The sequence below is a fragment of the Amorphoplanes digitatis genome (assembly GCF_014205335.1).
GTDB classification, from domain to species: domain Bacteria; phylum Actinomycetota; class Actinomycetes; order Mycobacteriales; family Micromonosporaceae; genus Actinoplanes; species Actinoplanes digitatus.
In genome coordinates, this window is sequence record NZ_JACHNH010000001.1 from 5365064 (window position 1) to 5388391 (window position 23328).

Below are 23328 nucleotides of genomic sequence, written 5' to 3' on the forward strand. Positions count from 1 at the left end.
AAGGTCCCGAATCCGGCAGGCACACCGGGCCAGCGGAAGGTGACCGGAAGTCGCGCGGACGGGGCCGGCGATCGCGTACGATCCCGCGTGCCCCTGCCGCCGCCGGCTCAGGCCGGCTTCCCCGCCGCGAAGACGCGCGCGTAGATGTCATCGATGACGGCGTTCTTCGCGAGGCTGTAGTCGCCGGGCCGTTCCGCGGTCTCCCGCGCCAGGCGCCGCTTCGTCGCGGCGTACAGGTCGAGATCGTCGGGGTGTGCGCGCAGCCAGTCGCGGAAGAGCCGGTGCCGCACCGGCTCGGGCGCCTCCGGCGGCCAGACATGCAGGTGTACGTCCTCCGCCGCGCTGACCAGCATCCGGTGCCCGTGCCACCACGGCTCGCGGAGCAGGAGCCGGTACCCGAGCGTCGCCAGCGCGGGCAGATAGCCGGACTCGTCCGCGACGTCGGTGACGAGCAGGTCGATGTCGACGATGGGCTTGGCGGCGAGGCCCGGCACCGAGGTGGAGCCGACGTGCTCGACGCCGACGACCAGCTCGCCGAGGACCTCCCGAATCGACCGGCGGGCGGCCGCGAACCGATCCGCCCAGCCGGGGTCGTAGTCCTCGATGACGACGGCCTGCCACCTCGTCGGCGGGTCACCCACCAGGGCGATGGCCATCTGCTCCGGGGTGCCGTGGAAGCGCTGTGTGATCTCGCGCGGGTACTCGGCCAACTCGAACCTCCTAAAAGTTCAAAGTCGGCCAGCCTACTACTAGGCGTCGGGCACCAGCTCCGTGATTTCCTCGTAGCCGACCTTGGCGGGCGTCTCGGCCAGCGCGTAGATCACGCGGATCACGCCCGTCGGGAAGACCTCGGTCGCGGTCACCCTCAGGTGATACGGCACGTCGCCGTCGTCGAAGAGCCGGCGGCCCTTGCGCGCGATCACGGGGTGGACCAGCAGGCGCAGCTCGTCGATCAGCCCGGCGGCGAACAGCTGCCGCACCACGGAGATCGAGCCGCAGACAAGGATGCCCTTGATGCCGGCGTCGGCCTTGAGCGCGGTGACGGCCTCGACGAGCTCACCCTTGATCAGTTCGGAGTTGCGCCAGGAGAACTCCAGCGCCTGGCGGGACACGACCACCTTGCGCAGGTCGCCGATCCGCTTGGCGAACGGCGCGTCGTCCCCGCCCGCCGCCTCCCGGCCGGGCCACGCCCCGGCGAAACTGTCGTAGGTCTCGCGGCCGATGAGCAGCACGTCGGCGACGTCGTAGTCCTCCGTGACGGCGCGGCCCATGTTCTCGTCGAAGTACGGGAAATGCCAGTCGGGGTCGACCTCGGCCACGCCGTCCGCGGAGACGAACAGCGAGGAGATGACCTTTGCCATCGCGGTGATCCCTTCGTGTCGGGCGGTACCGGGCGCGGACCGCCCCGCCATCGGATCACGTCCCGGCGCGGAAATCACCCGGACACGTCGATCGCCGCCCGCCACGGGTGGGCCGGGCTGATCACCGCCAGGGCTTCGTCGAGCCACCGCCGCGCGCCCGGGTCCAGCGAGGCGAGCACGCCCCGGAAGTCGGCCTCGTCCTTGTCCCGTGGGGATTTCGCCTTGAACAGCAACACGATCTCGGGCGCCAGATACGGAATGCCGTCCGGCGTCCGCCGGATGACGTCCGCATAGGGCCGGCGGATGCGATCGTCACGCCGGAAGATCCAGACGTCGCCGTCGTGCGGCTCCCGGAACACGTCGAGGCGCCATTTGCCGGTCGCGCGTTCGAGCGCCCACGTCTGGTGGCTGACCCGCAGCGTGTCCGCGGTGGCGGGCCGGACCGTGCCGTCGTGCGTCGTGTAGAAGTCACAGTCGCCGAAGCGGGGCGCGACCTGCGCGAACCCGGCGGCCGGGACCGCGATCTCAAGGTCGTGGTGCGGACGGGTCTGCACACCCCGGAACAGGTCGAGCGCCCAACCGGCCGCCACACACCAGGCCGGCTCGATCCCGGCCAGGCGGTCGGCGATCACCCGCGGACTCCACGCCTCCCACGCATCGAGGTCAGGCGTCATCGATCGCGCCACACGAGAGGAGACAAGGTCACCGCGGCCTCGGCGATCCGCCGGCTCGTCTCGGTTCTGAGATCTTTGCGGGCCGAGTCGATCCAGCCGTCGACTCGGCTCACGCCGATGTCGCGGTATTCGATGGCCTGGAGGAGCATCTCCAGCTTGTCGGCGTCCTTGGCGCACAGCGCTTCGAGCGTCTGGCGTGACTCGTACTCGTCGACGGCAGCGCGGACCATGTTCCGGGAGCGGTCGGGAAGGCGTTCGGTCTGGTCTGCCGTGATCCGGCGCGGCTCCGGCTTGGCCAGATAGGCGGCAGCGGTGTGCGGCAGGTCGCCGGTGCGGGTCTCCTGGGTGTCGTGCCACAGGGCGAGGAACGCTGCGCGAGCGGGATCGGCGCCTTCCTCAGCAGCGATGAGGGCGGCCAGTTGCGCGGTGCGCATCGTGTGCTCGGCGACCGATTCCGGGTCGCGGACTCCGGCGTGCCACCATCCGGTGCGGCGGATCCGCTTCAACAGCCCGAGCTCGTACCCGAATGCTGCGATCGCCTCGGCGTCCTCTGGCACCTGTGTTCCTTCCTCGCGGTCGGAGATGCGCACGCGTACTGAAGTCCGAAGGCGAGCCTATCGAGCCCCCGCGCCGAACGAGGATCGGACAGCGGTGGTGACGCCCGCCGCCGGACGGGCGGCGGGCGTCATCGTGGTGTCAGTTGCCGCGGTCGCGCAGGAAGACGCGGGGGCTGGTCTCCCAGCTGTCGTCCGGGCCGGGCACGAGGTTCTTCGCGGTCGAGTCGAACGCGACGTAGCGGCCGTCCGCGGAGATGGCCACGTCGTGGCTTGATCCGGCGGACTCCGTGCCGTCGTGTGCCATGGTGGCGCGTTCGATGCCGCCGGTCTGCACGTCCCGCACGAAGACGTCCCATCGGGCGTTCCAGTCGTTCGGAACGAGGCCGTGCTGGCCGGAGATGAACGTGACGTATCGGCCGTCGGCCGAGATCGCCGGCGTCAGTGTCGGTGTGCGGCCCGGCGCCTCGCCCTGGTGCCGGAAGTCCTCCCGGCTGACCCAGGTCAGCTCGCCGGCGGCCAGGTCGAGGGCGTACATGTCGGCCTCGTTGTTGGTGTCACCGGCGACCAGGTTGCCGTCGGACTCGAACGCGATGTGCCGGCCGTCGGCGGAGATCTGCGCGACGTGGCTGGGCCCCGGGGACTGCGTGCCGTTCGCGGCGACGCTGACCCGCTGGGTGCTGCCGGTGCGGCGGTCGTGAACGAACACGTCCATGGCGCGGTTGGTGTCCGGGCGGACGTCCAGGTTGGACGCCCAGGAGACGAACGCCACGTAGCGGCCGTCGGCGGAGATCGACGTGTTGATGCTGAGGTCGTTCGCCTGCCGCCCGTAGTCGTCGACGCTGACCCGCTCGATGCGGCCGGTCTCGCGGTCGAAGACGAACGCGTCGTGCATGTCGTTTGTGTCGCCGGTCACCAGGTTGCCGGCCACCGACTCGAAGGCCACGAAGCGGCCGTCGGCCGACATCGCGGGGTTGAAGCTCTCCGAGTCCGGATCCGCGCCACCCTCCGGGCCGATCCGCTGCGTGGTGCCGGTCTGCCGGTCGTGGAGGAAGACGTCCCGCAGGCCGTTGGTGTCGCCGGCCACCAGGTTCGTGGCGCGGGAGATGAACGCGACGAACCTCCCGTCGGCGGAGATCGACGGGCTGTCGCTCGCCTTGTTGCCCTGCGTACCGGCGGAGGCGAGGCTGACCCGCTCCGTGCTGCCGGTCTGCCGGTCGCGGACGAAGATGTCGGAGGTGCGGTTGGTGTCGCCGGGCACGAGCGTCCTGGACTCCGACGAGAAGGCGACGTACCGGCCGTCGGCCGAGAGCGCGGGCTCCCGGCTGTAGTCGTCCGCCGGGTTCCGGCCGTCGGAGGTCACGCTGATCGCGGTCGTGGTGGCCGGCACGCCGTCGGCGTGCGCCGGTAGCCCTGTCGCCAGCGCGGCGACGGCCGCGCAACAGCAGCACAGCGCGATGCCGGCCCGTCGGCTCAATGGAGCTCTCTTCATGGTGTCCCTTCACATGAGGTGTCGCCCGTACCACCAGCCGACGTTGGTGGTACGGGTCGATGACTTGATCGAGACATGATCATAAATGGATGCCGCAAAGGGGAGTTCAGGCGCCCTTGCCCCGCGTTATGGTCGGTGAATGATCAATGGCGCTCACGTGATCATCTACAGCCGTGACGCGGAGGCCGACCGCGACTTCTTCCGGGACACGCTCGGCTACCCGCACGTCGACGCCGGCCACGGCTGGCTCATCTTCCGGCTCCCGCCGGCCGAGGTGGCGATGCATCCGGCCGACGGCGAGCCGGCACACGAGCTCTACCTCATGTGCGACGACCTCGAGGCGACAATGGCGGAGCTGTCCGCCAAGGGCGTCGAGTGCACCGCGGTCACCGAGGAGCGCTGGGGTGTGCGCACGGCGCTGCGGCTGCCCGGCGGCAGCGAGCTCGGCCTCTACGAGCCGCGGCACCCGGTCGCGATCTGATTCAGGCCTGCGGGCCGTCCCAGTTCCAGCGCGGGATGCTCAGGCCCGCGGGGACGTCGTCGGCGGACTCGGGATAGCGCGCCATCGTCGTGGTGGTGGCCCAGGCGAAGTAGTCGTGCAGCACGCCGCGCAGCGGCTCCGCCGAGAGGCCGGCGTCGGCCAGGGCCTGGTCGAAACAGGCGATCGCGCGGCGGTCCATCTCCTCGTGCGCGCCGTTGCCGCTGTGCATCCGCACGACCGAGGTCTCGTCGCCGTAGCGTTCCGAATAGGTGGCCGGCCCGCCGAGGGCCTCTCCCCAGTACGCGGCGAGGCGCTCGGTGTGCCGCGGGTGGAAGCCGTGGCTGAACGCGTGGCCGACGACCTCGTCGTCCATCACCCGCCGGTGCCAGGCGCCGGCCAGGTGGAGCAGGCCCTCGGCGCCGCCGGCGGCCTCGTACACGCTTGACATGACTTCAGGATGCCACCGGATCAGCCCGCGCTGCTCGCGGCGGCGGCCTGGATCGATCTGCGCAGCGCGGTGCCGATCGGCGCGCTGAGGTCCGTGAGTTCCTGGATGCGCCGCTTGCCGGCGCGCCTGGCCCGGCGGTCGAGGACCAGGTTGAGCTCGCCCGCGGTGACGATGGCGACCAGCGCGGCGTCGGCGGCGTCGACCCGGCCGATGGGGTCCTTCAGGGCGCCGCGGACCCGGCCGAGGAGCTCCTTGCGTACGCGGGGGTCGCGGATGGTCACCCTGGTCGTGGGGAACAGCCCGAGGATCCGGTGTGGCTGGAGCCGGACCCAGCCGTTGTCGGCGAGCTGGCGGCGTACCGCGCTGATGGCGGCGCGGTGACGGCGGCCGACCCAGTGCTGCCACTTGCGCGGCCGGGAGGCGGCGATCTCCGCGAGGAGCGCCTCCAGCACGGGATCGTGGCCGGCCCGCCGGACGACGGCGGCGGCGCGGCCACCCTCGTCGATGAGGCGGCCGTCGAGGTGGAGGTCGGCGAGCGCCGCGGCGCGGAGCATGGCGCCGAGGTTGGTGCCCATGCCCACCCGGCCCTTGTCCGGGTTGAAGGCCAGCAGGTAGATCCGCTGCGGAAGGCTGTCGGGTACCGCCATGTCATTCCTCTTCCGGCTCGGGCGTGGTGGGTGGTCTGCCGGGTCCGCGCATCCGGCCGACCCCGCCGGGCAGGCGGGCGGCGTCGGCGAGTGCCTTGCGCAGCAGGTACTCGATCTGCGCGTTCGTGCTGCGAAGCTCGTCACCGGCCCAGCGCGCGAGCGCGTCGTGCACGGCGGGATCGAGCCGCAGGAGAAGCTTCTTCCGCTCGGTGGCCATGTGCCTAGGAGTAGAGGGTTCCCGTGTTGACCACGGGCTGGGCGTCCCGGTCGCCACAGAGGACGACCAGCAGGTTGCTGACCATCGCGGCCTTGCGCTCCTCGTCGAGGTCGACGACGTCGTTCTCGGCGAGGCGGGTCAGCGCCATCTCCACCATGCCCACCGCACCCTCGACGATGCGGGTACGGGCGGCGACGATGGCGTTCGCCTGCTGCCGGCGGAGCATGGCGTGTGCGATCTCGGGCGAGTAGGCCAGGCGGGTCAGCCGGGATTCGATGATCTTCACTCCCGCGGCGGCGACCCGCACGCCGATCTCCTCCGACAGCCGGGCGGTTATCTCGTCGGCGTTGTCGCGCAGGGACATCGCGGCGGTGTCGTGCGAGTCGTAGGAGTAGCTGTTGGCGATGTGCCGGACCGCGGTCTCGGTCTGTATGGCGACGAACTCGATGAAGTCGTCGACCTCGAAGACGGCGCGGGCGGTATCCTCGACCTGCCAGACGACGACGGCGGCGATCTCGATGGGGTTGCCGTCGGCGTCGTTGACCTTGAGCACGTCGGTCTCGTGGTTGCGGATGCGGGTGGAGACCCGGCGCCGGGCGGTGAGCGGGTTGACCCAGCGGAGTCCGTCCGTGCGGACGGTCCCGGTGTAGCGGCCGAGGAGCTGAATCACGCGGGCCTCGCCGGGCGAGACCGGGGTGAGGCCGGCGAGGGCGATCAGAGCGGCCAGTCCGAGCACGGCGCCGAGGCCGATGAGGCCCCAGACGGCCGCGGCGTTCTCCTGCTGCGCGCCAACGACGCAGGCGACGCCGCCGAGGACGATCGCCAGGACACTCACGGCGAGGACCGGCCAGCCCGAGGCTCCCCGGGCGATGCGCTCGCGTACCTGCGGTGCCGGCAGATCGAGGTGTTCAGTCAACGTGGGGCTCCTTCGCGATGATTGATGTCCCGAGACTAGCAAAGTGATATCACTTTTCCAAGCCGGGCCCGGTAACCTGTCGCGGGTGCCCCGAGCCGACGAATCGGCCGCCATGGCCGCCGCCGGGTCGCTCGCCCGCTCCATCGCCGACATCGCCGGCGCCACGGCCCGGTCGGTGATCCTGCACGGTTCCCTGTCCGCCGGCGGATTCCGCCCCGGCCGCAGCGACATCGACCTGCTCGCCGTCGTCGACGGCGGCCTCACCGATGCGCGGGCGGCGGCCGTCGAGCGCCTGCTGCGTCAGGCGGATGCCAGCGACGCGGCGGGCATCGATCTGCACGTCGTGACGTCCGAGGCGGGCCGACTGGGTCGTCGACCGCGGCCGCCACTGGTTACGGACCTGGCGATCGCGCACCGACGACGACGCGCACGCCGCCTTCATGGTTCTCACCGCCTGCCGCATCTGGCACTTCGCGGTCGAGAACGCGCACTGCTCCAAGGCTCAGGCCGCGCGGTGGGCACTCGGCCGCCGCCACCGGCTGACGGCCGTCCGGCAGGCGATCGAGCAGTACGAGCGGGACCCGGCGACCGTGGTCGACGAGCACGCCATAGCGGAACTGCTCGACCACGTGCTCGCGGCGACGGCGCCCGGGTGAGTAGCGGGCGAGGCGGTTCAGTCGCGCGCCCGGCCGGCCTCGCCCCAGACGGCCAGCTCGCCGCCGGCCAGGCACACGATCAGGAGGCCGCCCGGACCGGCGACCGCCCAGGACTCGAAGTCGACGTCGACGCCGACCGACAGCTCCGACCCGCTACCGAAGGCGATCCGCAGCTCGCCGGCGTCCGTCGCGCGCGCCGCCGTGACGACGTCGCCGAGCAGCATCGCGAGGACGTCCGAGGGCTTCTCGCCCGGCTCGACGTCGAATCGGCCGCCCGGCCCGGTCAGCCGGGCGGGGGTTTCGATCAACACCTGCAACCCGCCCGAGAAATTCAGGACGACGACGTGACCGAGCCGCACGTACTCCAGCTTCCGCCCGGCCAGCCGGTCGATCGGGCGCTCCCGCCGCGGACGCCGTCCGGCGTCCATTGCGGCGACCATGACTGGCAGCATGAGTACCTCGATCGGCTCGTCGGACCACTGACGGCAGGACCGTAGCCCGGCCATTCATAAGAGAGCCTTAAAACATGGCGCAGGTTCACATCCGGCCCGGTCGATCCCGTGACGGCGGCGGAAATCGGCTCGTACCCGGCGCCGCCGGGCGGCAGGATGCCGGGTGTGACGCTGCACGAGAACGAGATCCCGATCGACGAGGACGTGGTCCGGTCGCTGCTCCGCGAGCAGCGACCCGACCTGGCCTCGCTGCCGCTGTCGCCGGCGGGCGCGGGCACCGAGAACGTCATGTACCGGCTCGGGGACGAGCTGCTCGTGCGGGTGCCGCGCACCGCGGCCAAGGCGGCGGCCCTGCGCAAGGAGCAGGCCTGGTTGCCCCGGCTGGCGCCGCTGCTGACGTACCGGATTCCGGAACCGGTGCACGCCGGCGCGCCCGGCGCCGCGTTTCCCGTGCCCTGGTCGATATTCCGCTGGATCGACGGCGCCGAGCCCGGGCCGGACACCGTACGGGACTGGGCCGCCCTCGGCACCGATCTGGCCGCGTTCGTGCGGGAGCTGCACGGCCTCGACCTCATGGGCGCGAGCCGCGCCGGCGAGCTCAGCTGGTATCGCGGCGGCGACCTGAAGGCCTGTGACGAGTGGATCAGCGCCGCGTTCGGTGACTGCCGGACCACCGTTTCCGCGGGCCTCGACGTCGACATCCTGGAGCGGATCTGGCGCGACGCCGTCGCGCTGCCCGAGCCCGCGGGGCCGCACGTCTGGCTGCACGGCGACCTCAAGCCGACAAACCTCCTGGTGGAGCGGGGGCGGCTGCGGGCCGTCATCGACTTCGGGGCGCTGTCGGTCGGCGCACCGGACGCCGAGCACGCCACCGTCTGGGACCTGCCGCCGGCGGCGCGGCGGGCGTACTGGGACGCCGCGGACCTCGACGATCACACCTGGGCCCGCGCCCGGGCCTGGGCGGTCGGGGTGGGCGTCAGCGGAATCTCCTACTACTGGAACACCTATCCCGCCTTCGTCGCCGAATGCCGGGCGAGGCTCGAGAACATCCTCGGCGACGCGGCCACCCGCTGATCGGCGGAGCTGTCCGGATTCCGACTCGGTCGGTACACATCAAGGCCGCGCCAAGCCCGTCATTTCTTGTAGCGGCTCCCGGAGCCGTGTCCAGGAGGCAGTGACATGACTGACGTGGCTTCGAGGCTCCGCCCTCTCGACATCCCCGCCATCCCCGCCGTCGGTGAGATCGGCGGGCCGACGGCCGGCGTGTGGCGCGAGGGAACGCTGACGCGGGCCGCCGAGCTGGAGACGCTGAGCGCGTGGATGTGCAAGCACTGCTCGGGCTCCCAGTACGAGGCGCTCATGGACGCCGTCCCGGTGCACCTTCGCGCCGCCAGGGAGGCGGCCTTGAGGATCAAGCCGTCGGGGAGGCCGTTCCACATCGCGCCGTCGATCCAGCGCGCGATGAGCAATCTCGACGCCGCCGAGGCCAATCTGCTGGGATTCGCCCAACCGGCATACCTTCTCGGGCAGATGCCGGGCCTGCTCAACCACGTGCAGCGGCATCTGCGGCCGAGCGACCCGCGCCGGCAGGAGTTCGAGCGCATCGCGCAGCGGCTCGGCGCGAAGGACCCCGATCATGCCCTGGTCGACAGGGCGGTACGACCGATCGAGCTGGAGCAGGCCGACCAGATCATCGAGAGCGAGCGCCGCAAGATCGTCACCATCGTGCGCGGCGCGAGCTCGGAGGCGCTCCGTGAGCAACTGCGGCTGCGCAGCTTCCGCAACGTGCTGGTTGCCGCCGTCGTCGGCCTGATGTTGCTGGCCATCGCCATCGCCGTCCTGGGGTGGCTCTACCCGACCCGGGTGCCGCTGTGCTTCCAGCCCTCTCTCGAATCCGGCGAGAGCGTGGTGGTCTGTCCCACCGCCTACTCGGACCGGCTGCCCGCCGATCAGCAGCTCGGTCCCGAGCTCAACGAACGCATCACGCAGGCCGCCAAGCCCTGGGACCACCTCACCGTCGAGCTGATCGGCCTGACCGCCGCCGCGATCGCGGGCGCCGCCGCGATCGGCGGCTTCCGTGGCTCCTCGGAGTCGCTCAACCTGCCCGTTCTGCTCACCCTGCTGAAGCTGCCGACGGGCGCGCTCACGGCGTTCCTCGGCGTGCTGCTCATCCGGGGCCAGTTCATCCCCGGACTCAGCGCCCTCGACACGCCCGCGCAGATCCTCTCCTGGGCCCTGGTGTTCGGGTTCGCGCAGCACCTGTTCACCCGCTTCGTCGATCAACAGGGCCAGACCGTGCTCAACAACGTGCGCCCGCCCGACAAGGGCGAGGAGACCGGCACGCGCTGACCCTGAAGGTCAGGCGGGTCCACCCCGGTCCGCGATGGTGACGCAGCAGCGGCCGGGCGCCGGGTCGAGCCGGGCGCACAGGTCACCGGCGCCGATCGCGTCGAGGACGCCGCCGACGAGGTCGAGGTTGATGCCGCAGACGAGTTGCGGGTATTCGGCGGCGAGGCTGTGGAAGGGGCAGTTGGCGAGGATGATCCCGTGCGCCGCCGGGCGTGGCTCGTAGCCGTGGCGTTCCAGGATCTCGGTGACCCGCTCCGCCGCCGGCCGTCGCGCGCCGCCAGCCGCCTCGCCGATGCGGCGGCCGGTCGTTCTCGCTGCCCCGGTCAGGGCCTCGGCGAGTGGGACACCGGCGCGGCCGGCGGCGGTGATCGCCTCGGCCATCACCTGGCCGGCGAGGTAGTAGCTGCGCGCGGGCAGGGTCACCGCGATGTCCCGGCCCGCGCGGCGGTACAGCTTGGCGGGCCGGCCCGCGCCGGGGCCGCCGCGCCCGGGCGGGCGGCTGTACTGGACCTCCAGCAGCCCGTCGGCGACGAGGCGGTCGAGGTTGAACTTGGCAACGTGGTGCGCGACGCCGGTTCCCGCGGCGGCGTCCTCCCGGCTGACCGGCGCGTCCTTGGAGACCACGTAGCGGTACAGCCGGCGGCGCACCGGCTCGCTCAGCGCCGCGACGCTTGTCACGTCGGCCACGAAGTCGTCGGTCACGGCACCTCCCAGTGCACTCGAGGACGCCCATTCTAACGGACACCATCCTTGACGAAATCGCTCCGCGAGTTCTAACGTCATTGAAACTTTCCGTTAGAAGGGAGCTGGCCATGACCCGCATCGATGCCGGCGTCACCGCGCGGATCCGGCAGGATCCGGTGCTCCAGGCGTTCTGGATACTCCGCATCGGGTTCGCCGTCGCGCCGATCCTGTTCGGCCTGGACAAGTTCGCCGGCCTGCTCACCGACTGGGAGGGCTACCTCGCACCCGCGTTCGACCGGCTCGTGCCCGGCTCGGCGCACCAGGCGATGCTCGCGGTCGGCGTGATCGAGATCGTCGCGGGCATCGTGGTCGCCGTCATGCCGCGGTTCGGCGGCTACCTCGTCGCCGCCTGGCTCGGCGGCATCATCGTCAACCTGCTGGTCCTGGGCGACTACTACGACGTGGCGCTGCGGGACTTCGGGCTGCTGCTCGGTGCGCTCGCCCTGGCCCGCCTGGCGACGGGCCTCGCGACCGACCGCCGCTGACCACCGACACGGCCATCCCGGCGCCGCCCCGGCCCATCGACGGCGGCGCCGACCCGGCCGGCAAGGAGAACACCATGACAAGCACCGCCTGGTCCCTTGAGGACCACCACGACGGCGGCGCCACCCGGGCACCGCAGCTACGGCTCGTCCACGACGCGGTGCCGGTGGACGTCGAGGCGGCCGCCGACGCCGTGCGGGCCCTGTTGCGGGCCCTCGGCCAGGACATCGGCTCCGAGCACCTGGCGGACACACCGAGGCGGGTCGCCGCCGCCTACGCCGAACTGCTCACCAGCGGGCCGTTCACCCTGACCACCTTCCCCAACGACGACCGGTACGACGAGCTCGTCCTGGTACGCGAGGTGCCGTTCCGCTCGCTGTGCGAACACCACCTGCTGCCGTTCCACGGCGTGGCGCACGTGGGCTACCTGCCCGCCGAGCGCATCGTCGGGCTGTCGAAGCTCGCCCGCGTCGTGGAGCACTTCTCGCGCGGGTTGCAGGTGCAGGAGCGGCTGACCCAGCAGATCGCCGACTGCCTCCAGAGCAACCTGCACGCCCGGGGCGTCGCGGTCGTGCTGGAGGCCGAGCACATGTGCATGTCCCTGCGCGGCATCCGGGCCGCCGGCACGAGAACCGTCACCTCGGCGCTGCGCGGCCTGCACCGCGAACACGCCGCGACCAGGGCCGAGTTCTTCGCCCTCGCCGGCATCCGGCACTGAGCCGGACACCCGGCATCCGGCAGCGGCACCGAGCCGGGCACCGTCGCGGTTCGCGGCGGTGCCCGGGACCCGGTGTTCAGTAGCGGTAGCGCTCGATCATCGACTGGAGGCCGGAGCCCATCAGGGCCAGCTCGGCCGTCGCGCGCTTGGCCTCGGCGATGCCGTCCGCGACGCCCTGCGCGGCCTGGGAGACCCCGGCGAGGTTGGCGGCGATCTCCCCCGATCCGGACGCGGCCTCCGAGACGCTGCGGTTGATCTCGTTGGTGGTCGCGGTCTGCTCCTCGACCGCGCTGGCGATGATCGTCTGATACTCGTTGATCTTGTCGATGACGTGGGTGATCTCCGCGATCGCCGCGACCGCGCCCTGGGTGTCGTCCTGGATCGTCGTGATCCGCAGCGAGATGTCCTCGGTCGCCTTGGCGGTCTCCTGCGCCAGATCCTTGACCTCGCTGGCGACCACCGCGAAGCCCTTGCCCGCGTCGCCGGCGCGGGCGGCCTCGATGGTGGCGTTGAGGGCCAGCAGGTTGGTCTGCGCCGCGATCGCGGTGATCACCTTGATCACGTCGCCGATCTCCCGCGACGACTCGCCGAGCTTGGTGATGGTCCGGTTCGTCGACTCGGCGAGCGCCACCGCGTTGGTACCGACCTGTGCGACCTCATTGGCGTTCTCGGCGATCTCGCGGATCGACATGCCCATCTCCTCGGACGCGGCCGAGACGCTCTGCACATGGCCGGCGACGTCGTCGGCGGCGGTGTTCACGACGCCGACCCGCACGCTTGCCTGCTCGGCGTTGGCGGCCACCAGCTCGCCGGTGATGGACAGCTCGTGCGAGGCCGAGGCCAGCGCGTTGACGCTGTCGGCGACGCCGCGCACGAGCACGAGCTTGCTCGCCAGCTCCTGGTTGAGGATCTCGGCAAGGCCGGACAGCTCCCGGGTACCGGCCGGCGTGAGCCGGAAGGCCAGGTCGTCGGGGTCACGCACGCGCAGCGCGTCGGTGTACGCGACGATGACGCGGCCGACCTTCGACTGGAGCAGGTACAGCACCCCGCCCATCGCCAGCGGCAGCACGACGGCGAGCACGACCAGCAGCGCGACCGAGGCGCCCGTCTTGGCGGTGGCGTCGGCGACCGCCCGCGCCGACCGCTCGTTCAGCATGCGCTGGAACTGCTCGATCGGCCCGGTGATGACCGCCTTGTCGGCGGCGTAGTCGGCGTCGAACATGATCGTTCGCGCGACCTCGCGCTTGGCGGCCGGTCCCCGCGCCGCGTCGGCGGCGGAGAGCCCGGTCTGCGCGATCGCCGGCGGCATGTCGGACTCGGCCGCGCCGGCGGCCTCCAGCATGAGCCGCTGTGAGCGCGACTCGGTCTTGACCAGCGCGTCGGAGTTGGCCTTGGCCTGGTCGATGAGCGCGAACTCGCCCGCGGTGGCGCCGAGCTCCTTGAGCTGCGCGAGCACGGTGTCCCGGGTCTTGGTCACCGTGATCTCGTCCCAGTATTTGGCGAGGTGGGTGCGGTCGCCCGACACCGAGTACAGGCGGGCCTCGTCGGTGAGGTAGTCCGAGGCGGCCTGCAGCTGAATGCCCAGCGCCTTGAGCCTCGCCTGCCGCTCGAATGCCTGCTTCTCGGCGCTGACCGCGGAGGTGACCAGCGTGACGGCGAGGACCAGCAGGCCGGTGATGAGGACGAGCGTTCCGATGGCGGCCTTGTTGATTGTGGATTGCCGCAGTTCTCGGCGTCGGCGAGCAGACATGATCCGTGCCTTCCGGTAGTCACACCCTGCCGGGACCAGCGAGGTACGTCACATTTCGGCACCCCACGATGGGCCCTGAAGGAATGTCACCATGTGGGACGGCCCGAGTGGCCCACGAAAAGTGCAGGTCGGAACGGCACCATCCGACCCATATTGATCAACTTTGCACTATATGTATTCCCTCAAGCCGATCGCCTGTTTTACGAATCTGCGCTCGGGCACCGGTGGCGCTACGACGTTCATCGATGGAAGGGAACACGAACATGCGCCTCACCACCATCCCGAAGGTGTTGCTCGCCGCCGCGCTGGCGCTGACCACCGCCGGCGCCCTAGCGGCGGCACCTGCCGCCGCCGCGCCGAACGCCGCCGCCGAGGGAACCATGACGTCCGGCGTCGAGGGCACCTTCACCGATGCTGTGGGAGGCATCGGACAGGTCACCGGGACGTTCAGCCCATCCGAGTTCGCCGTGCAGGAGGACAAGCTGGTCGCCGTCGGCACCCTGCACGCCGTGCTGACGGACTCGGCCGGCGATGTCGTCGGCACCGCGGACGAGCCGGTCACCCTGCCGGTGCAGCTGCCCGGCTCCGGTGACGTCAGCGCCCAGCTGGCGTGCAACATCCTGCACCTGGTGCTCGGCCCGCTGGACCTGAACCTGCTCGGCCTGGTGGTCCACCTCAACACCGTCGTGCTCGACATCACGGCGTACCCGGGTCCCGGCAATCTGCTCGGCAACCTGCTCTGCGCGATCGTCGGCCTGCTCGACGGCGGCCTGCCGTTCCCGCTGGCCCAGCTCGCCAGTCTGCTGAACCAGGTCCTGGCCATCCTGGCCCTGTAACGGACCACGGCTGTGGCGGGAGATGCCGGCCGGCGTCTCCCGCCCCGCGCCGGATCGCGATCAGTCCTCGGCGTCCTCGTCGATCCAGTTGTGCCGGTACCAGGGGATGCCGGCCCAGAAGACGAGGAAGACGAGCGCCGAGAACACGCTCAGCACGATCGCCATCGGGCGGCTCAGCAGGAAGTCGACGATCAGGAAGATGCTGCTGACCATCGAGATCAGCAGGAACGCGAGCCCGCCGGTCGCCATCCGGTGCGCGTACCGGACGAGCTCGGGCTTGCGGCCCTGCCGGAACAGCGCCCGGTGGAACGCCACCGGGGAGATGATCATCGCGGTGGAGATGGCCGCGGACAGCAGCGCCACGATGTAGACATCCTTCTGTACGGCATTGGTCTGCGGGAAGCCGCTGCTGAACGGCATGGTCAGCAGGAACGCGAAGAAGATCTGGACGCCGGTCTGCGCCACCCGGAGCTCCTGGAGCAGGTCGGCGAAGTTCCGATCCCAGCGCTGCTTCTCGTCCTCGTTCGGGATCCTGTCCTTCTCCTCCGGCATGGCACCCGGATTTCCCGGGCCCGGCGACCGCCAAACGCCGGCCCCTGACGCTCACCGCCGCTCGGCACCGCCGGCGGCCCGGGACTCGATCCGGCGGCGTCGCCGGCGCCAGACGGTGACGGCGATGGTCACCCACAGCAGGACCGCCACCGCGCCCTTCCACGCCCGTTCGAACGGCGGCCGCGCCTCACCCAGCGCGGCATCGCCGGTCAATATGAGCAGTATCGGAAGAGCAAGCCAATCCGAGCGAGAGCCGGCCGTCTCGGCGGGCTTTGAACGGATGGCCGATACCAGCCCGGCCAGGGACCCGATCACCAGCAGCAGCGGCAGCCCGTACTGCCACACCCACGCCCAATGGAGATCCACAAGCGGAGTATCGGGCATGCCCGCAAACCCCGCGACCCGCTACTCTCTCCGCGATCCTGATCAGGAAACGGAGACATCGTGCAGCTCAAGCTTCAGACCCGTGCGTTCGAGCGGGTGGCACCCATCCTCGAGCCCGGCGAGCAGCCCCTGGTGGCGACGCGGGCCGTCGTCGGGGCCTTCTCGGCGAGCCGGCTCGGCACGGTCGCCGCACACGGCATCGTCCTGGGTGGCGGCGGAACCGTGGCGGCCGCGATGATCGCCACGTCCGGGAAGCAGTTCGTGGTGCTCACCGACCAGCGGATCATCTTCCTGTCGCAGACGTTCATGGGCGGCCCCGGTAAGCAGGTCGTAGGCGCGCTGCCCCGCGCACAGGTGGCGCTGGCCGAGGCGAAGCTGGGCATGGTGAGCGTGCTGCGCCTCGCGTTCGCGCAGGGCGACGGCGTGTCCCTCACGTTCCCGCGGGTGGACAAGAAGAACGCCGAGTCGCTCGCGCAGGCGATGCGCCAGACCACCGTTGCCTGACCCAGGCGCTCCGCCGGTCGGGGGCCGGGTCCTGCGCGTGGTGGTCTCCGGCTGGTTCGCGGGCGGCTGGTTCACCGATCTCTTCGGGACCGGGTCCGACACCTGGTCTGCGGTTCCGTATCTGGTCCTCACCACGGCGGCCATCGCCGTACTGGTGTGGGAGCTGACCACGCAGGCGCGGCGAGGGGCGGCCGGCCGATGGACCGGCACCGACACCGCGATCGTCGCAGTGCTGATCGGCTACGCGGCCCTGCTCGTCGCGGCGATGATCTTCGGGCACGCCCTGCGGCACGAGAAGACCTCGGGCGCGGCGTTCGCGTCCCTCTACGTCGTGCTCGCCGCCTACTTCGGCTGGCTCCGGCGGCGCACGCTGGCCCGGCCGCCCCGCACCGCGGGCGCCGACGCGACGCCGGTGTGAGTCCCGGTCCGTCGCGGACCGGGCACTCGACACGGCCCGCCGGCGGTGGCCACGCGGGCCCTCCCCTGCGGTCAGGCCGCGCCGAGGTCGGTGCAGTGCGCGACCGTCGCGTCGTCCGGCGCCACCGCGTCGCGCGCCTCCGCCCGCCGGACCCGGCGGATGATCTCGGCGGGTCCGCGGGAGGCCAGCAGGGCGAGGACCTCCGGCCAGTCGGCCGTCCCGAACCGGTCCACGATGCGGCTCGCGCCGTTGCTGAGCAGGACGGCGCCGGTCAGTCCGGCGACCGGGGTGCTCGCGGTGACCGCCTCGTCCGCGGCCCGCGGGTCGTCCTTGGCCACCCAGAAGCCGCCCGGCCGGTTCCGGTTGGCGCGCAACTCACCCAGTATCCGGCGGTACCCGTCGTCGTCACCGGCGGCGGCAGCGAGCGCGGGCAGGTACGACCGGGCGATGTCCACCTCCCGGCGGTCGGTGACGACAAGCGGCGCGGCGTGGTCGCGGTCGAGCACGAGGACCGCGTCGCCGAGCACCAGGTGATCGACGCGGTCGCCGCGCAGGCGCAGCACGGCGACGGCCGCCGACGGGCTGATCGGGTCGGCGACGTCGCAGGTGTCCCGGTGTTCGTCCGTCACCCGCACGATGGCGTCGGCGAGCAGCGCCGGGAGGCCGCGGTCCGGCCCGGTGGCCAGGAGGCCGAGCAGGCTGCCGCCGAGCCGGCCGGCGTACCAGGCGACGCCGTGCCGGCAGACCGACTCGGCGCCGGGGATGCCGGCGCCGTCGATCAGCACCGCCGCCGTCGGCACGGCGCCGGCGAAGTCCTCGTTGACGCGGCCGGGCCGGGCCGGCTCGCTCGTCATCGTCACCCGCATGCCCGGCATCACCACACCGTAAGAGAGAACGCGGGTTGCCAAGCGGCGGATTAGTGCGTACAGATGCAGCGATGAAGATGATCGCGCGTGCGGCGGTGGCCGGCGGGCTGGCGCTCACATTGGCCGCGTGCTCCTCCGACCAGCCGGCCGCGCACCCGCCGACCGGCACCCCGCCGGGCGGGTCCGTGCCGTCCCCGGCCGCGTCCGGGGTGCCGGCGCTGGCCGCCACGGAGGTACGCCCGCTCGCCGGCACCGGCGCGGAGCCGTTCGACCGGGCCCGCCGCCTACAGGCCCCGCCCGGCTGGACGGTCACCGTCTGGGCCCGGGTGCCCAAGGCCCGGCTGCTGGCCTGGACGCCGGACCGGCGGCTGCTGGTGTCGCGGCCCAGGTTCGGCGACATCGTCGAGCTGGTGCCGGGCCCGGACGGCGCCGCGCCGGCCCAGCGCACCCTGGTCGGCGGGCTGCACCAGCCGCACGGGCTGGCCTTCGCCGGCGACACGCTCTACGTGGCCGAGAGCGACCAGGTGGACGCCTTCACGTACCGGGCCGGCGCGGTGTCCGGCAAGCGGGTCGTGGTCGACGGGCTGCCCGACGCGCGGAGCCCCGAGCTGCGCGGCGCCTACTCGCACGCGCTCAAGAGCGTGGCGGTCGGCGAGGAGGGCGAGCTCTACGTCTCGATCGGCTCGACCGGCAACATCTCGGCGCAGGACCGGGACGCGGACCCGGAGCGGGCCGCCATCCTGCGGGCGGCGGCCGGCGGCAGCGGGAAGCCGACGGTCTTCGCGCGCGGCGTGCGCAACGGTACCGGGCTGGCGGTCGATCCCAACGGCGGCGTGTGGACCGCGGTCAACAACCGGGACAATATCGGGTACCCGCTCGACGGCGACTACGACGGCGACGGCGGCTCGGACCGGGGCAAGGTGATGCAGGGTTACGTGAACGACCACCCGTTCGAGCCGCTGGCCCGGCTGGAGCAGGGGCGCGACCTCGGCTGGCCGTACTGCAACCCGGACCCCGACCTGAAGCCGGGCGAGAAGGAGTCGCCGCTGAGCTACACCCGGCGGCCGTTCGTGCGGGACGTGCAGACCAACGCCGACGGCAGCAAGCTCGACTGCTCCGCGCTGCCCCCGGTCGAGCAGGGCATGGGCGCGCACTCGGCGCCGCTGGGGCTGAGCTTCGCCACGGCACCCGGGCTGGCCGGCGGGTACGGGCAGGGCGCCTTGGCCGGCGTGCACGGCTCGTGGAACCGCAACCCGCCCCGGGCGCCGGAGGTGTCGTTCTTCGCCTGGCGCGACGGCACCCTCGGCGCGCAGCAGACGCTGCTCACCGGGTTCCAGGACAAGGACGGCTCGCGCTGGGGCCGGCCGGTCATGGCCGTGCAGGGCCCCGACGGCGACCTGTACGTGAGCGACGACCTCGCGGGCGCCGTCTACCGCGTCTCCGCGCCCTGACCGGCTCGCCGGGACCTGTCATACCCCGGTGACAGGATCGGGCGATGGATCCGGGGAGCACGCTGAGGCCGCTGCGCGACCGGGGCGAGCTGTTCCGGACGCTCGCGCTGGTCCTGCGGCGCGCCGGCCCGGACGGGCCGGTGTCGCGCTACCGGCTCGTCGGCACCGGCGCCGCGCTGGCGCAGGGCGTCCGGCTGCCGGCCGGCGACATCGACATCCTGGTCGCGCGCCGATCCGATGTGGACCTGTTCGCCGTCGCGCTGGCCGGGTTCCCCTGTCTCACCGAGCCGGTCTGGCTCAGCGAGGCGGGCCAGTACTACGCCCGTTTCGCGGTCGGGGGCATCGACGTCGGCTTCAGCACCGTCGAGCGGCCGGTGGAGACCGACACGATCGAGTGCATGGGTAGCGGCCCCTGGAGGCACTACGTCGACGTCGCGGCGGCGGGACTTCTCGTCCCCGCGGTCCGCCTCGAGCTGCGGCTGGTCTCCGAGCTGGTCCGGGACCGCCCCGACCGCTACCGGCCGCTGATCGCGCACCTGCGGCGGCACGGCGGCGACCTCGACCTGCTGCGCAGGTCCCTGCGAGACCGCGGGGTCGACCCGGCGCTGCGGCGGCGCGTCCTCGATTCCGTCGAGCGACGATGAGATTCCGCCGAGCGACGATGAGCCGCCCGGCCGGGCGATCGGCCGGGCGGCTGCTCGGGCGTGGTTCAGGGAAGGCGAGGGCGTGGTTCAGATGAGCCAGCGGTGCTTCTGCACGAAGGGCAGCTTCACCCACTGCCGGCCAAGGCCCCAGGTGTGCCCCGCGTAGGTGAGCGCGACGACGATGGCGCTGAGCGCGTAGACGACGTGGTAGTCGACGATCGGGTTCGACGATCCGCTCGGCTCCCCGGCGGCGTTCTGCTGGGCGAGCGGCCATTCGGCGGCCCACATCATGGCCATCATCACGGTGACGGCGCAGGCCGCGATCCGCAGGCCGATGCCGAGGACCAGGGCCAGTCCCATGGCGAGCATGCCGAGCATGAAGCCCCAGTCGGCCCAGGTCTGTCCGGCGATGTTGTGGTAGAAGCCCTGTAACGGTCCGACGTCGACGCTGGACAGGAAGCCCTTGGTCGGCGAGCCGCCGTTGATCCAGGCCCGTTCGGTCGGTGTGGCGTAGCCGAAGCCGAACATCTTGTCCAGGAAGGCCCACAGGAACACGAAGCCGACCGAGATCCGCAGGACGGCGAGTGCCCGGGCGGCGGCCCTGGTGAGCATGTGGCCGGGCGCCTCAACCTGTTCGAGGTGGGCCGCATGCCGGCTGGTGGTTGTCATTACGTCCTCCTCGGTCGATGTGTCTGCGCCTCTGAGGTCTGTCTGCCGGCGGCCGCGGCACCCGACGGGCCGGGCGCATCCGCGTCATCGCGGGCGGGCGGCGGCGTCGCGCCGACGATCCATCGCGTCCAAGCGGCCAATATCCGATCATATCCGGATTCGGACGCGTGCCGCAGACGAATCGGGGAGTAAGGATGAGGGCGGAGACAGGGGGTGTGCCGTGCGCGGCTGGCAGGTTCGATCTCCGGGGGCCGACATCGGCAGGGCGATGAGCCGCGCCACCATGCGGGTGCCCAGGCCGGCACCGGGCGAGCTGCTCGTCGCGGTCGACGCCTGCGGTGTCTGCCGCACCGATCTGCACGTCTCCGCCGGCGACCTCCCGGTGCACCGGCCGTCGGTGGTGCCGGGGCACGAGGTGGTCGGGCACGTGCTCGAGCTGGGCGACGGCGTGACCCGCTTCCGGCCGGGCGACCGCGTCGGTGTCGCCTGGCTGAGGGAGACCTGCGGGCACTGCCGCTTCTGCCTGTCCGGTGCGGAGAATCTGTGCCCGGGTTCCCGGTACACCGGCTGGGACGCCGACGGCGGGTACGCCGACTGCACCACCGTGCGGGCCGACTTCGCGTACACCCTGCCGGACGGCTACTCCCCCGCGGAGCTCGCGCCGCTGCTCTGCGCCGGCATCATCGGCTACCGGGCCCTGCGGCGGGCGGAGCTGCCGGCCGGCGGCCGGCTCGGCGTCTACGGATTCGGCGCGTCCGCGCACCTGACCGCCCAGGTGGCGCTGGCCCGTGGCGCGACGGTCCACGTCTTCACCCGCTCGCCGCGCGCCCGTGAGCTGGCGCTGGATCTCGGCGCGGCGTCCGCCGGCGATGCCCGCGACGCCCCGCCGGAGCCGCTCGACGCCGCCGTGCTGTTCGCGCCGGCCGGTGGGCTCGTGCCGGTCGCGCTGCGGGCGCTGGAGCGCGGCGGCACCCTCGCGGTGGCCGGCATCCACCTCACCGAGATACCGCCGCTCGACTACGACCGCGATCTGTTCCAGGAGCGCACGCTGCGCAGCGTCACCTCGAACACGCGCACCGACGGACGCGAGCTGCTGGCGTTCGCCGCCGAGCACCGGCTGCGGGTCTCGGTCACGCCGTACCCGATGGCACGGGCCGCCGCGGCGCTCACCGACCTCGCGGCCGACCGGGTGGACGGCGCCGCGGTGCTGCTCCCCTGAGGTGCGCGGGCGTCAGCCGGCGAGCGGCACCCGCCAGGTGACCGTCGTGCCCTTGCCGCCGGGGCCGGGGCCGGCCTCGAAGGAGCCACCCAGGTCGTGAGCGCGTTCGCCCATGTTGACGACGCCGCCGCGGGCCAGCGCCGGGTCCATGCCCGCGCCGTCGTCCTCGACCTGGAGGATGACCTCGTCGTCCGCGGCGCGCACCGACACCCGGACGCTCTCGGCGCCGGCGTGCCGGGCGACGTTGGCCAGCGCCTCGCGCAGGACGGCGAGCAGTTCCGGGACGATGTCGTCGGGAATCGCGCTGTCGACGGGCCCGGAGGTGTCCAGGACCGGCCGGAAGCCGAGCGGCCCGGCGGCGGCCGCCGCCGCCTCGCGCAGCTCGAGGCGCAGCGAGGGGCCGACCGGCGCGCGGAGCTCGAAGATCGAGCGGCGGATGTCGCGGATGGTCGCGTCGAGGTCGTCGACGGCGGCGTTCACCCGTCTGACCGCCTCGGGCCGCCCGGCGTGCGCGATCGCGCCCTGTAGCTGCATGCCGGTGGCGAACAGCCGCTGGATGACGACGTCGTGCAGGTCCCGGGCGATCCGTTCGCGGTCCTCGAGGACGACGAGCTGTTCGCGTTCGTCCTGCGCGCGCGCCCGCTCCAGGGCGAGCGCGGCCTGGCCGGCGAAGGCGGACAGCAGCATGGCGTCCTCGTCGGTGGGGTTCTGCCCCGCCCGCGGCGTGACGATCAGGACGCCGTGCAGGGTGTTGGAGGCGGACAGCGGTGCGGCAAGGGCCGGGCTGTCCGGCACCGGGCCGGGCCACTCGACGGTGGCGCGGAGGTCCTCCACCGCCCGGTACCGTTCCCGGCCGAACTCGGCCGCGGCGGCGCTGTCGACCGGGATCAGCTTGCCCTCCAGCGAGCCGTACTCCGGGTCGTTGCCGTCGACGACCTCGATCGTGTAGCGCGAGTTCTGCTCGTCGTAGAGCAGCACCATGACCAGTTCGGCGTCGGCGACCTCGCGGGCACGGCGGGCGATCAGCCGCAGCGCCTCGGTGCGGCGCACGGTGCCCAGCAGCACCCCGGTGATCTCCGCCGCAGCGGCCAGCCAGCGTTCCCGGCGCCGGGCGAGGGTGAACAGGCGGGCGTTGTCGATGGCCACGCCCGCCGCGGCGGCCAGGGCGACGACGATCTCCTCGTCGTCGTCGCTGAACTCGTCGGCGCCCTGCTTCTCGGAGAGGTAGAGGTTGCCGTAGATCTGGTCGCGGGTGCGGACGGGTACGCCGAGGAAGCTGTGCATCGGCGGGTGGTGCGGCGGGAAGCCGTACGAGTCGGGGTGCTTGTTGATGTCGGGCAGGCGTACCGGATGGGGGTCGGTAATCAGCAGGCCGAGCACGCCGCGGCCGTGCGGCAGGTCGCCGATCTTCGCGTGGATCTCCGGGTCCATGCCGTAGGTGATGAAATCGGACAGCTCGGTGCGGTTGGCGCCGATCACGCCGAGCGCGCCGTAGCGGGCGCCGGCGAGCGCGCACGCGGAGGCGACGATGCGCTGCAGGGTGCTGCGCAGGTCGAGGTCGGTGCCGATGCCGACGACGGCGTCGAGCAGGGCGCGCAGCCGTTCCCGGCTGGTCACGACCTCGCCGACCCGGTCGAGCATCTCCTGCAACAGCTCGTCAAGGCGCACCCGGGACAACGGGGTGAGTCCGAGGGACGGCTGGTTGTCGGTGCTCCCTCCAACGGATCGCTCGACCATGATGGTCAGGCTAGCCCGCGCTCCCGGCTCGGCGATACCGCCGGTCGCGGTACATCGACCCGGCGGAGTACTCCGGGACCTTCGGCCCTTGGACGGCCCCGGCGCC

General features: G+C 72.0%; 30 protein-coding genes. 12 read left to right on the plus strand and 18 right to left on the minus strand.

Annotated elements, in window-relative coordinates; genetic code table 11:
- Window positions 1-107: 107 nt before the first annotated feature.
- The 5 genes from BJ971_RS23425 to BJ971_RS23445 form a co-directional block, all read right to left on the minus strand.
- The gene (locus tag BJ971_RS23425; RefSeq protein ID WP_184995376.1) at window positions 108-710 is read right to left on the minus strand and encodes a GrpB family protein; all 603 of its coding nucleotides are present in this window, start codon (window positions 708-710) and stop codon (window positions 108-110) included.
- A 39-nt stretch (window positions 711-749) separates the two neighbouring features.
- On the minus strand, window positions 750-1361 hold the full coding sequence (locus BJ971_RS23430) for a dihydrofolate reductase family protein (RefSeq protein WP_184995377.1): 612 nt from the start codon (window positions 1359-1361) through the stop codon (window positions 750-752).
- 74 nt (window positions 1362-1435) lie between these two features.
- Window positions 1436-2035 carry a nucleotidyltransferase domain-containing protein gene (locus BJ971_RS23435; RefSeq protein ID WP_184995378.1) on the minus strand — a complete coding sequence of 200 codons (600 nt, stop codon included), beginning with the start codon at window positions 2033-2035 and terminating at the stop codon, window positions 1436-1438.
- On the minus strand, window positions 2032-2592 hold the full coding sequence (locus BJ971_RS23440; protein ID WP_184995379.1) for an HD domain-containing protein: 561 nt from the start codon (window positions 2590-2592) through the stop codon (window positions 2032-2034). Before BJ971_RS23440 ends, BJ971_RS23435 begins: the two co-directional genes overlap by 4 nt.
- 139 nt (window positions 2593-2731) lie before the next feature.
- Entirely contained in the window at window positions 2732-4066 is a 1335-nt protein-coding gene (locus tag BJ971_RS23445; RefSeq protein WP_203709623.1) for a TolB family protein, read from the minus strand.
- A 154-nt stretch (window positions 4067-4220) separates the two neighbouring features.
- On the opposite strand from BJ971_RS23445, the gene BJ971_RS23450 reads away from it, so the two are divergent.
- Window positions 4221-4562, plus strand: coding sequence for a VOC family protein (locus tag BJ971_RS23450; protein ID WP_184995381.1), 342 nt, complete (start codon window positions 4221-4223; stop codon window positions 4560-4562).
- Window position 4563: 1 nt separating this feature from the next.
- Here the strand turns inward: BJ971_RS23450 and BJ971_RS23455 are convergent, their stop codons facing one another.
- From BJ971_RS23455 to BJ971_RS23475, 5 genes are read right to left on the minus strand one after another with little or no spacing between them, the layout of a single operon-like run.
- Entirely contained in the window at window positions 4564-5010 is a 447-nt protein-coding gene (locus BJ971_RS23455) for a group II truncated hemoglobin (protein WP_184995382.1), read from the minus strand.
- Window positions 5011-5030: 20 nt separating this feature from the next.
- On the minus strand, window positions 5031-5657 hold the full coding sequence (locus BJ971_RS23460) for a GOLPH3/VPS74 family protein (protein ID WP_184995383.1): 627 nt from the start codon (window positions 5655-5657) through the stop codon (window positions 5031-5033).
- 1 nt (window position 5658) lies between these two features.
- A complete protein-coding gene (locus BJ971_RS23465; RefSeq protein ID WP_184995384.1) occupies window positions 5659-5874 on the minus strand; it encodes a type II toxin-antitoxin system antitoxin in 216 nt (71 codons plus the stop codon).
- 4 nt (window positions 5875-5878) lie between these two features.
- Window positions 5879-6790: an SPFH domain-containing protein gene (locus tag BJ971_RS23470; protein ID WP_239087784.1), complete on the minus strand. Its 912-nt coding sequence runs from the start codon at window positions 6788-6790 to the stop codon at window positions 5879-5881.
- Window positions 6791-6839: 49 nt separating this feature from the next.
- On the minus strand, window positions 6840-7232 hold the full coding sequence (locus BJ971_RS23475; protein ID WP_184995385.1) for a hypothetical protein: 393 nt from the start codon (window positions 7230-7232) through the stop codon (window positions 6840-6842).
- Here BJ971_RS23475 and BJ971_RS23480 point away from each other — a divergent pair.
- On the plus strand, window positions 7231-7446 hold the full coding sequence (locus BJ971_RS23480) for an aminoglycoside adenylyltransferase domain-containing protein (protein ID WP_184995386.1): 216 nt from the start codon (window positions 7231-7233) through the stop codon (window positions 7444-7446). The genes BJ971_RS23475 and BJ971_RS23480 overlap by 2 nt on opposite strands.
- A 17-nt stretch (window positions 7447-7463) precedes the next feature.
- Here the strand turns inward: BJ971_RS23480 and BJ971_RS23485 are convergent, their stop codons facing one another.
- On the minus strand, window positions 7464-7886 hold the full coding sequence (locus tag BJ971_RS23485) for a DUF6188 family protein (RefSeq protein ID WP_184995387.1): 423 nt from the start codon (window positions 7884-7886) through the stop codon (window positions 7464-7466).
- A 168-nt stretch (window positions 7887-8054) separates the two neighbouring features.
- On the opposite strand from BJ971_RS23485, the gene BJ971_RS23490 reads away from it, so the two are divergent.
- Window positions 8055-8972 carry an aminoglycoside phosphotransferase family protein gene (locus tag BJ971_RS23490; RefSeq protein WP_184999056.1) on the plus strand — a complete coding sequence of 306 codons (918 nt, stop codon included), beginning with the start codon at window positions 8055-8057 and terminating at the stop codon, window positions 8970-8972.
- A gap of 105 nt (window positions 8973-9077) precedes the next feature.
- Window positions 9078-10247, plus strand: coding sequence for a hypothetical protein (locus BJ971_RS23495; protein ID WP_184995388.1), 1170 nt, complete (start codon window positions 9078-9080; stop codon window positions 10245-10247).
- Window positions 10248-10256: 9 nt separating this feature from the next.
- Here the strand turns inward: BJ971_RS23495 and BJ971_RS23500 are convergent, their stop codons facing one another.
- Window positions 10257-10949, minus strand: a complete 693-nt coding sequence (locus BJ971_RS23500) for a helix-turn-helix transcriptional regulator (RefSeq protein ID WP_184995389.1) — start codon at window positions 10947-10949, stop codon at window positions 10257-10259.
- Window positions 10950-11059: 110 nt separating this feature from the next.
- On the opposite strand from BJ971_RS23500, the gene BJ971_RS23505 reads away from it, so the two are divergent.
- Window positions 11060-11476 (plus strand): hypothetical protein, encoded by a 417-nt coding sequence (locus BJ971_RS23505; RefSeq protein WP_184995390.1) that lies wholly within the window; start codon window positions 11060-11062, stop codon window positions 11474-11476.
- A gap of 74 nt (window positions 11477-11550) precedes the next feature.
- Entirely contained in the window at window positions 11551-12192 is a 642-nt protein-coding gene (gene folE, locus BJ971_RS23510) for a GTP cyclohydrolase I FolE (RefSeq protein WP_184995391.1), read from the plus strand.
- 76 nt (window positions 12193-12268) lie between these two features.
- Here folE and BJ971_RS23515 read toward each other — a convergent pair whose 3' ends face one another.
- Window positions 12269-13942 carry a methyl-accepting chemotaxis protein gene (locus tag BJ971_RS23515; protein WP_239087785.1) on the minus strand — a complete coding sequence of 558 codons (1674 nt, stop codon included), beginning with the start codon at window positions 13940-13942 and terminating at the stop codon, window positions 12269-12271.
- Between the two features lie 263 nt (window positions 13943-14205).
- Between BJ971_RS23515 and BJ971_RS23520 the strand changes: the two genes are divergently transcribed.
- Window positions 14206-14778 carry a hypothetical protein gene (locus BJ971_RS23520; protein WP_184995392.1) on the plus strand — a complete coding sequence of 191 codons (573 nt, stop codon included), beginning with the start codon at window positions 14206-14208 and terminating at the stop codon, window positions 14776-14778.
- A 60-nt stretch (window positions 14779-14838) separates the two neighbouring features.
- Here the strand turns inward: BJ971_RS23520 and BJ971_RS23525 are convergent, their stop codons facing one another.
- Together BJ971_RS23525 and BJ971_RS23530 are read right to left on the minus strand one after the other, a co-directional pair.
- Complete coding sequence (locus BJ971_RS23525) at window positions 14839-15330, minus strand: DUF6328 family protein (RefSeq protein ID WP_184995393.1); 492 nt, start codon at window positions 15328-15330, stop codon at window positions 14839-14841.
- Between the two features lie 51 nt (window positions 15331-15381).
- Window positions 15382-15696 (minus strand): hypothetical protein, encoded by a 315-nt coding sequence (locus BJ971_RS23530; RefSeq protein WP_184995394.1) that lies wholly within the window; start codon window positions 15694-15696, stop codon window positions 15382-15384.
- A 78-nt stretch (window positions 15697-15774) separates the two neighbouring features.
- On the opposite strand from BJ971_RS23530, the gene BJ971_RS23535 reads away from it, so the two are divergent.
- Window positions 15775-16218 (plus strand): hypothetical protein, encoded by a 444-nt coding sequence (locus BJ971_RS23535; RefSeq protein ID WP_184995395.1) that lies wholly within the window; start codon window positions 15775-15777, stop codon window positions 16216-16218.
- A 37-nt stretch (window positions 16219-16255) separates the two neighbouring features.
- Entirely contained in the window at window positions 16256-16636 is a 381-nt protein-coding gene (locus BJ971_RS23540) for a hypothetical protein (protein ID WP_184995396.1), read from the plus strand.
- A gap of 71 nt (window positions 16637-16707) precedes the next feature.
- Here BJ971_RS23540 and BJ971_RS23545 read toward each other — a convergent pair whose 3' ends face one another.
- Window positions 16708-17511, minus strand: coding sequence for a hypothetical protein (locus tag BJ971_RS23545; RefSeq protein ID WP_239087786.1), 804 nt, complete (start codon window positions 17509-17511; stop codon window positions 16708-16710).
- Window positions 17512-17573: 62 nt separating this feature from the next.
- Here BJ971_RS23545 and BJ971_RS23550 point away from each other — a divergent pair, with 62 nt between their 5' ends.
- A complete protein-coding gene (locus BJ971_RS23550) occupies window positions 17574-18953 on the plus strand; it encodes a PQQ-dependent sugar dehydrogenase (protein WP_184995397.1) in 1380 nt (459 codons plus the stop codon).
- 44 nt (window positions 18954-18997) lie between these two features.
- Entirely contained in the window at window positions 18998-19597 is a 600-nt protein-coding gene (locus tag BJ971_RS23555; protein ID WP_184995398.1) for a hypothetical protein, read from the plus strand.
- Window positions 19598-19684: 87 nt separating this feature from the next.
- Here BJ971_RS23555 and BJ971_RS23560 read toward each other — a convergent pair whose 3' ends face one another.
- Window positions 19685-20266, minus strand: a complete 582-nt coding sequence (locus BJ971_RS23560; RefSeq protein ID WP_184995399.1) for a DoxX family membrane protein — start codon at window positions 20264-20266, stop codon at window positions 19685-19687.
- Between BJ971_RS23560 and BJ971_RS23565 the strand changes: the two genes are divergently transcribed.
- Entirely contained in the window at window positions 20208-21485 is a 1278-nt protein-coding gene (locus BJ971_RS23565) for a zinc-binding alcohol dehydrogenase family protein (RefSeq protein WP_184999059.1), read from the plus strand. The two genes, BJ971_RS23560 and BJ971_RS23565, sit on opposite strands and share 59 nt — an antisense overlap.
- A 12-nt stretch (window positions 21486-21497) precedes the next feature.
- Here BJ971_RS23565 and BJ971_RS23570 read toward each other — a convergent pair whose 3' ends face one another.
- Entirely contained in the window at window positions 21498-23222 is a 1725-nt protein-coding gene (locus tag BJ971_RS23570; protein ID WP_239087787.1) for a GAF domain-containing sensor histidine kinase, read from the minus strand.
- Between the last annotated feature and the right edge of the window lie 106 nt (window positions 23223-23328).